The following is a 5,136-nucleotide window of genomic DNA, read 5'->3' on the forward strand; positions in this document are numbered from 1 at the left end:
GGCGAGCGCGACTGAGCCGGCGCCGCCCCGGCCGATCCCGCCCGGGAGCGTCCCGGGCCTTCCCCCCCTCCTGCATCCGAGCGCAACCGCCATGAGCACCGCCATGACCGCTCCCTATGCCCGCACCCTCGTCTCGCCGCAGGAAGTGCTGGCGATGACCCTCTGGGCCGAGGCCGGGACCCGCCCGGTGCGCGGCATCGAGGCGCTGGCCGCCCTGATCATGAACCGCGTCCGCCTGGCCGAGAGCGGCGCGGTGACGCAATGGGGCCAGGGCCTGTCGGCGATCTGCCGCGCGCCTTTCCAGTTCTCCTGCTGGAACCGCCGGCATCTGCGCCACGCGCTGATGCTGGCCATCCCGCCGGGCGACCCGGCCATGGCGATCTGCCGCCGCATCGCCGCGCGCGCCGCCGCCGGCGCCCTGCCGGACCCGACCGGCGGCGCCACCCATGCGCATGGGGTGGAGGAACTGCCCTCCTGGGCCGCCGGGCTGGTGCCGGTGGCCGAGATCGGCACGCTGCTGTTCTACCGCGCCGGCCCCGCCGCGCGCTGAGCGCGGCCACACCCCAGGATGCCGCGCGCGGCCTTCGCCGGCCCGCGCCGCTCCGCTACACCGGGGCCATGGAACCGATCATCTACACCATGGTCCGCGACGCGGACTGGCAGGAGGCCCGCGCCGCCGGCGCCTATCGCGGCAGCGCCGAGGATGCGCGGGACGGCTACCTGCATTTCTCGACCGCCGCCCAGCTGCGCGAAAGCGCGCGCAAGCACCGCGCCGGCCAGCCGGACCTCTGGCTGGTGGCGGCGCGGGCCGCCGATCTCGGCGTGACGCTGCGCTGGGAGGCGGCCGCGGGCGGCTCCCGCCCCGGCCTGTTCCCGCATCTCTACGGGCCGCTGCCGCTGACCGCTGTGGCCTGGGCGATGCCGCTGCCCCTGCGGCCGGACGGGACGCATCTCTTCCCGCCCGAGATCCCCTGAGGGCCGCTACTCGACCTTGAGCGAGGCGCGCAGCTCGGCCGCGCCCGCCGGGTCCAGCATGCCCTGCAGCCGCCCGGCCGCCAGCCTGGCATAGCGCAGCAGCAGGGATTTGCGCCGCGCCGGCGGCAGCCGGTGCTCGGCGGGCGGGCGCAGGATGGCGGCCTCGCCATCGTCGCAGACGATCAGCCCGGCCTCCTCCGGCAGCAGCGCCTGCGGGAAGTCGAGGTCGACGGCGAAATACAGCCGGTCGCACCAGTCGCGGTATTCGTGCCACTTGGCGTCGGTCTGGAAGTCGCGGGCGCAGCTCTTCACCTCGATCGCGGTGAAATCGCCATCCGGCTGCAGCGCCAGGATGTCGAGCCGGCGCCCGGTGGGCAGCGGCACCTCCAGCAGCGGCGCCCAGCCGAGCCGGCCGCACAGCCGCGACGCGGCCCGGCAGACCCGCAGCGTGCGCTCGGGCGGGGTGAGGGGAGGGGGGGTGAGAAGCGACATGGGCCCGTATGTTCGCTCTCCGTTCCCTCCCGCGTCAAGCGTGGCGGGCCTAGGATGCGGCGATGGCCGAACTGCCCTTCTGGAAGACCAAGACCCTGGCGGCGATGAGCCGCGCCGAATGGGAAAGCCTCTGCGATGGCTGCGGCCGCTGCTGCCTGCACAAGCTGCGCGACGAGGACACCGAGGAACTGGCCCATACCGAGGTCGCCTGCCGGCTGCTCGACATCCACAGCTGCCGCTGCCGCGACTACGCCAACCGCCGCGAGCACGTGCCGGATTGCGTCAAGCTGACGCCCAAGCGCCTGGCCCGCATCGACTGGCTGCCGCCCTCCTGCGCCTATCGCCTGGTGGCCGAGGGGCGGGACCTGCCCGAATGGCACCCGCTGCGCTCCGGCGACCCGGAGAGCGTGCACCGCGCCGGCGCCTCGGTGCGCGGCCGCGCCATCCCCGAGCGCGCGGCGCGCGACCTCGAGGACCATATCGCCGACTGGCCGGGCGAATGGCCGGCGGTGCCACCCGGAGAGGAGAGATGATGTCCGACATGTTCCAGAAGCAGGGCCACAAGCCCGCCCCCGAGCCGTTGCGCTGCCGCCCGCCGGCCACCGCCACGCAGCAGCTCGACACGCCCGAGCTGCGGGTGACGCGCTGGGACTTCCCGCCCGGCGCCGAGACCGGCTGGCACCGGCATGGCTGGGGCTATGTGGTGGTGCCGCTGACCGATGGCGCCATGACGCTGGAACTGCCGGGCGGTGAGACCCTGGCGGCGACGCTGGTGGCCGGCCAGTCCTATCACCGCCCGGCCGGGGCGGAGCATAATGTGGTGAACACCTCGGACACCGCCTTCAGCTTCGTCGAGGTCGAGCTGAAGGGCATGCCCGGCTGAGGCCGCGGTGCCGGCCCGGCCGGCGCCGAATTCTCGCCCCAGGCGGCAGGGACGGCGCGCCGCCTCGCCTCCCTGGTGTGCCGGCGGGCGGAAGCGCGGCGGCGGAGGGGGGCACCGCCAGCCAGGGCTTTCCTTTCCGCCCCGGATGCGGCAGGACGGGGGATGGGGCGAGGGCATGGGCCCGGATCCGCAGCCGGCCCCGGGAGTATGATGTTGCCGCCAGCCTCGGCCCTGCTGCCCGATTTCCAGCAATTGCTGCGCGTCGCGCCGCATCCCTATGTGGTGATGGATGCGCGCTTCACGCTGCTCTGGGCGAACGACGCCTATCTGCGCGTCACCGGCCGCAGCGCCGTCGACATCCTCGACCGCAACATCTTCGACGCCTTCCCCGGCGGCCCGCACGATCCGGGGGGCGAGGGCACGCGGCAGCTGCGGCAGTCGCTGGAGACGGTGCTGCGCAGCCGCGCCCCGCACACCATCGCGCTGATCCGCTACGCCATCCCGCGCGGCCCGGATTTCGAGGACCGCTTCTGGAGCGCGACGCACACCCCGCTGCTCGGCCCCGATGGCGAGGTCGCCTTCATCCTGCAGCAGACCGACGACGTGACCGAGCTGCAGACGCTGCGCCAGCGCGCCGGCGAGGCCGGGCCCGGGCTGGAGCAATCGGTGTTCCACCGCGCCATGGCGGTGCAGCAGGTCAACCTGGCGCTGGACGCCGAGCGCACCCAGCTGCGCCGTCTGGTCGAACAGGCGCCGGCCTTCGCCGCCTATCTGCACGGCCCGCACCATGTCTTCGAGATCGCCAACGCGGCCTATCTGTCGCTGGTCGGGCGCCAGGGAATCCTCGGCAAGACGGTGCGCGAGGCGATGCCGGAGCTGGGCGGACAGCCCTTCTTCGGCATCCTGGCCGATGTTTTCGCCAGCGGCCGCGCCTTCATCGGCCGCGCCATGCGCGCCCGGCTGCACGATCCGAACGGCGCCGGCGGCGACACGCGCGAGGTGTTCCTCGACTTCGTCTACCAGCCGATCCTGGAGCCGGACGGCAAGGTCTCCGGCATCTTCGTGCTCGGCTACGACGTCACCGAGCAGACCCGCGTCACCAGCGAGCTGGAGCGCTACAAGGACCAGCTCGAGGAGATGGTGCGGGTGCGCACCCGCGCGCTGGAGGAGAGCGAGGCCGAGCGCCGCCGCACCGAGGCGGCGCTGCGCCAGAGCCAGAAGATGGAGGCGATCGGCCAGCTGACCGGCGGTGTCGCCCATGACTTCAACAATCTGCTGCAGATCCTGTCGGGCAATCTGCAGATGCTGCAGCAGGCCGAGCGCCCGGCCGAGGAGGCCCGGCGCATCGAGATGGCGCTCGGCGCGGTGGAGCGCGGCGCCAAGCTGGCGGCGCAGCTGCTGGCCTTCGCCCGCCGCCAGCCGCTGGAGCCGCGCCCGGTCAATCTCGGCCGGCTGGTGCGCGAGATGGACGACCTGTTGCGCCGCGCGCTCGGCGAGGCGATCGAGCTGGAGACGGTGATCGCCGGCGGGCTGTGGAACACGCTGGCCGACCCGGACCAGGTGCAGAACGCGCTGCTCAACCTCGCGGTGAACGCGCGCGACGCGATGGAGGGTGGCGGCCGCCTGACCATCGAGGCCGGCAACGCCATGCTGGACGACTACTACGCGCTGCAGCATGACGAGGTGCGGCCAGGCCAGTATGTCATGCTGGCGGTTTCCGACACCGGCTGCGGCATCCCGCCCGATCTGCTGGAGAAGGTGTTCGAGCCCTTCTTCACCACCAAGCGCGAGGGCCGCGGCACCGGGCTCGGCCTGTCCATGGTCTATGGCTTCGTCAAGCAGAGCCACGGCCACATCAAGATCTATTCCGAGCCCGGCCAGGGCACCACGGTGCGCCTCTACCTGCCGCGCAGCCATGAGGCGGAGACGGTGGTGGCGCCGCTCGCCGGCCTGCCGGTGGAGGGCGGGCGCGAGACCGTGCTGGTGGTCGAGGACGACCCCGCCGTGCAGGCCACCGTGGTCGAGCTGCTGCAGGATCTGGGCTACACCGTGCTGCGCTGCTCCGACGGGCAGAGCGCGCTGACCCTGCTGCGCAGCGGTGTCTCGATCGACCTGCTGTTCACCGATGTGGTGATGCCGGGGCCGGTGCGCGCGCCCGAGCTGGCGCGCCAGGTGCAGACCATGCAGCCGCACGCGGCGGTGCTGTTCACCTCCGGCTACACCGAGAACGCCATCGTGCATGGCGGGCGGCTGGATCCGGGCGTCAACCTGCTCTCCAAGCCCTACCGGCGCGAGGATCTGGCGCGCAAGGTGCGCCAGGCGTTGCAGGACCGGCGCCAGGCGCTGGCCGCCGCCGCGACCCCGCACCTGCCCACCGCCAGCCCCGCCGCGGCGCCGGCCGGGCGCGGCCTGCGCGTGCTGCTGGTCGAGGACGACCCGCTGATCCTGATGGACAGCGAGGATTTGCTGGCGCATCTCGGCTGCCAGGTGGTGACGGCGCGCGACGCGCGCGGCGCCCTGCTGGCGCTGGAGAAGGAGCGGTTCGACCTGCTCTTCACCGATATCGGCCTGCCCGGCATCTCCGGCTCGGTGCTGGCGCAGCAGGCGCGCGCCCGCTGGCCGGCCCTGCGCATCATCTTCGCCTCCGGCTATGGCGGGCTGGACACGCCGGACATGCTCCCCGGCGCGCAATTCCTCACCAAGCCCTATGGGCTGCGCGAGCTGGAGGCGGCGCTGCGCCAGGCCGCCCTGCCCGAGCCCGGCTGGCCGCGTGGCCGGCGTGCGCG

Annotated in this window: 6 protein-coding genes; 5 read left to right on the forward strand and 1 reads right to left on the reverse strand. The window is 73.2% G+C overall.

What is annotated here, in order from left to right; translation table 11 throughout:
• The first annotated feature begins 103 nt into the window (after positions 1-103).
• Both HMPREF0731_RS08265 and HMPREF0731_RS08270 read left to right on the forward strand, forming a co-directional pair.
• Positions 104-550, forward strand: coding sequence for a cell wall hydrolase (locus tag HMPREF0731_RS08265; protein WP_245538289.1), 447 nt, complete (start codon positions 104-106; stop codon positions 548-550).
• A gap of 68 nt (positions 551-618) precedes the next feature.
• Entirely contained in the window at positions 619-975 is a 357-nt protein-coding gene (locus HMPREF0731_RS08270) for a DUF952 domain-containing protein (RefSeq protein ID WP_007003624.1), read from the forward strand.
• A gap of 6 nt (positions 976-981) precedes the next feature.
• Here HMPREF0731_RS08270 and HMPREF0731_RS08275 read toward each other — a convergent pair whose 3' ends face one another.
• Complete coding sequence (locus HMPREF0731_RS08275; protein WP_007003625.1) at positions 982-1,467, reverse strand: MmcB family DNA repair protein; 486 nt, start codon at positions 1,465-1,467, stop codon at positions 982-984.
• 62 nt (positions 1,468-1,529) lie between these two features.
• On the opposite strand from HMPREF0731_RS08275, the gene HMPREF0731_RS08280 reads away from it, so the two are divergent.
• The 3 genes from HMPREF0731_RS08280 to HMPREF0731_RS08290 form a co-directional block, all read left to right on the forward strand.
• Positions 1,530-2,000 carry a YcgN family cysteine cluster protein gene (locus tag HMPREF0731_RS08280; RefSeq protein WP_007003626.1) on the forward strand — a complete coding sequence of 157 codons (471 nt, stop codon included), beginning with the start codon at positions 1,530-1,532 and terminating at the stop codon, positions 1,998-2,000.
• The gene (locus HMPREF0731_RS08285; RefSeq protein WP_281015354.1) at positions 2,000-2,350 is read left to right on the forward strand and encodes a cupin domain-containing protein; all 351 of its coding nucleotides are present in this window, start codon (positions 2,000-2,002) and stop codon (positions 2,348-2,350) included. Before HMPREF0731_RS08280 ends, HMPREF0731_RS08285 begins: the two co-directional genes overlap by 1 nt.
• Before the next feature lie 207 nt (positions 2,351-2,557).
• Positions 2,558-5,136, forward strand: a 2,579-nt coding sequence (locus HMPREF0731_RS08290) for a response regulator (RefSeq protein ID WP_007003628.1), incomplete at its 3' end; no start/stop codon positions are given.

The sequence above is a fragment of the Pseudoroseomonas cervicalis ATCC 49957 genome, assembly GCF_000164635.1.
Taxonomy (GTDB): Bacteria; Pseudomonadota; Alphaproteobacteria; order Acetobacterales; family Acetobacteraceae; genus Pseudoroseomonas; species Pseudoroseomonas cervicalis.

Bases quoted from the DNA above. Each gene is read 5' to 3' on its own strand.
- HMPREF0731_RS08280 (WP_007003626.1), top strand. From the start codon at position 1,530: ATGGCCGAACTGCCCTTCTGGAAGACCAAGACCCTGGCGGCGATGAGC.
- HMPREF0731_RS08285 (WP_281015354.1), top strand. From the start codon at position 2,000: ATGTCCGACATGTTCCAGAAGCAGGGCCACAAGCCCGCCCCCGAGCCG.
- HMPREF0731_RS08270 (WP_007003624.1), top strand. From the start codon at position 619: ATGGAACCGATCATCTACACCATGGTCCGCGACGCGGACTGGCAGGAG.
- HMPREF0731_RS08265 (WP_245538289.1), top strand. From the start codon at position 104: ATGACCGCTCCCTATGCCCGCACCCTCGTCTCGCCGCAGGAAGTGCTG.
- HMPREF0731_RS08275 (WP_007003625.1), bottom strand. From the start codon at position 1,467: ATGTCGCTTCTCACCCCCCCTCCCCTCACCCCGCCCGAGCGCACGCTG.